2 pseudogenes are annotated in these 2,294 nt (G+C 64.1%); both read left to right on the forward strand.

The window, feature by feature from the left end:
• Nucleotides 1-249 precede the first annotated feature (249 nt).
• Nucleotides 250-1,599, forward strand: a pseudogene (locus ABIB45_RS22695) (ISL3 family transposase).
• Nucleotides 1,600-1,942: 343 nt separating this feature from the next.
• Nucleotides 1,943-2,294, forward strand: a pseudogene (locus tag ABIB45_RS22415) (hypothetical protein); the annotation flags it as partial.

Consider the following 2,294-nt stretch of genomic DNA (forward strand, 5'->3'; position numbering starts at 1 on the left):
CACCGCCGGAACACTATTACCGGTCGAGAGCCCCCGAACACCACGTGTCCGGGGGCTCTCCCACGTTAACCACCCACCCACACAACCACCCCCAATCGGCCCTTCGCATTTAGGCATGCTTAGGGCTGGCTGAGACCAGCGCGGTGTGGCGTAGTCGGTTGCTGTGCGGCGTCGTGCGGGGGGAATGAGGTCAGGGCCTCTTTGAATTGGTAGCGACCAAGCAAACCAATACTCAAAAGAGACCCTGACATGAATAACTCTATGTCTTGTTCCGGTGGCCGCTGGTGCTCGCGCGCCGATGCTCTGCTTGGAGTGGAGGGCATCCACATCAGCTCCGTTACGGCATCCACGGCGGCCCTGGTTCGGCGGGTCGAAACGGGGGAAGACGTCACGGGCTGCCCGGACCGCGGTGTCGTCGCGATCGGCCACGGCCGCCGCCAGATTCGGCTCCACGACATTCCCTGTTTCGGCCGCCCGGTGCGGCTGCTGTGGGCCAAGCGGATCTGGCGGTGCCCGGACTCGGGCTGTCACAGGACAGCGTTCACCTAGGAACACCCGCTGGCAGGGCCGCGGGCGAAACTCACCGCCCGGGCAGTGGCCTGGGCGACCTACGCGCTGGCCCGGTTCGACACCTCAGTCTCGGCAATGGCACACCAACTCGGGGTCTCCTGGCACGCCGTCTGGGACGTCATCCAGGCGGAGGCCACCAGACGCATCGGAAGCACGGACCGGCTGGCCGGCGTGAACGGGCTCGGCGTCGACGAGCATGTCTGGTCCCACACCGGTCCGCCCTGAAGCGGCATGGTCACCGGCATCGCGGACCACACCCGTGACGCTAATGGCATTGTCCATGCACGGCTCCTTGACCTCGTGCCGGGACGGTCCGGGAAGGCCTATGCCGACTGGCTCAAAGACCGCGGCGAGGAATTCACTGCCGGGATCGACCGCTGCGTTGGACCCGTTCCGCGGCTACGCCAACGCGATCTAGGGACGAATTGCCCGAAGCCATCACCGTCCTAGACGCGTTCCACGTCGTCATACTCGGATCCGCAATGGTCGATGAGGTCCGCCGCCGGGTCCAGCAGGACACCCTCGGGCACCGGGGCCGTAAGGTAGATCCGCTCTACGGGATCCGCCGGACCCCTGCAGATCGGAGCCGAGCACCTCACCGACAAACAGGGCGCCCGGCTCGATGCGAAACTCATCGCCGGATACCCCGATCACGCAGTGACCCTGGCCTGGCAGTGCTACCAAAAAATCCGCAACGTCTACCACGCCCGACCGGAACGGGGCCGGGAACTCGTCACCGAAGTGATCGACTCGTTCCCGACGTGCCCGATCCCTGAAGTGGCACGTCTTGGCCGCACACTCAAACAATGGAAGAGCGCGATCCTCGCCTACTTCGACACCAACGGCGCCGCCAACGGGCCCACCGAAGTCGGCATAACTCAGACCTCGGCATAAGCAATCAACGGCGTCATCGAAACCACCCGCAGGATCGCCCGCGGCTTCCGCAACTGCACCAACTACAGAATCGGATGCCTACTCGCGGCCGGCGGTCACCGCCCCTACCGGCCCAAATCAACCGACCATGCCTAACGGCGAAAGGCCCCTAAAACCCACACACGGACCACGCCGCCACCCTGCAAACCAGGCGAACCCACCCCAGCCGCCCCGCACCGCCGTGGAACATTCCCGACACCGCGAGAGCGTCCTGAGAAAACCTGCAGCCACCGCGAGAGCGTCTGCCGCGAATGTGAACTTTCCCACGACAACGATCTGTGGGGCAGATCCATGTCATGCGCCGGTTGGCTCTCGCTTAGAATTGACTGAGATGTACGGACTTCGAAGCGCTTGATTTCGGGTTGCGTAGGATAACGAAGCACGGAACGAGCGACTGCGATTGCGCCAGTGGTCGGCTCATAACAGGAGGAATCCCCACATGGCTGAGCATAACGGCGGCAATCGCGGCGGCAACGACCGCGGACCTTTCCGTGGTAACAACAATTCCGGCGGTGAACCGCGGGGATTCCGGTCCCGGGACGACCGGAGTTCCGATGTGCCGAAGCGCACCCCTGGGTCCGGTAGCGGCGATCGCAAATCTTTTGGTGAGCGGAAGCCGTTCGGTGAGCGTGACAACAAGCCTTATGGTGACCGTCCGCGTCGTGAAGGCGATGGCGAGCGTCGCAGCTTCGGTGGTGGTGAGCGGAAGCCGTTCGGTGAGCGTGACAACAAGCCTTATGGTGACCGTCCGCGTCGTGAAGGCGATGGCGAGCGTCGCAGCTTCGGTGGTG

Source organism: Arthrobacter sp. UYCo732, assembly GCF_040547265.1.
In the GTDB taxonomy this organism is placed as follows: domain Bacteria; phylum Actinomycetota; class Actinomycetes; order Actinomycetales; family Micrococcaceae; genus Arthrobacter.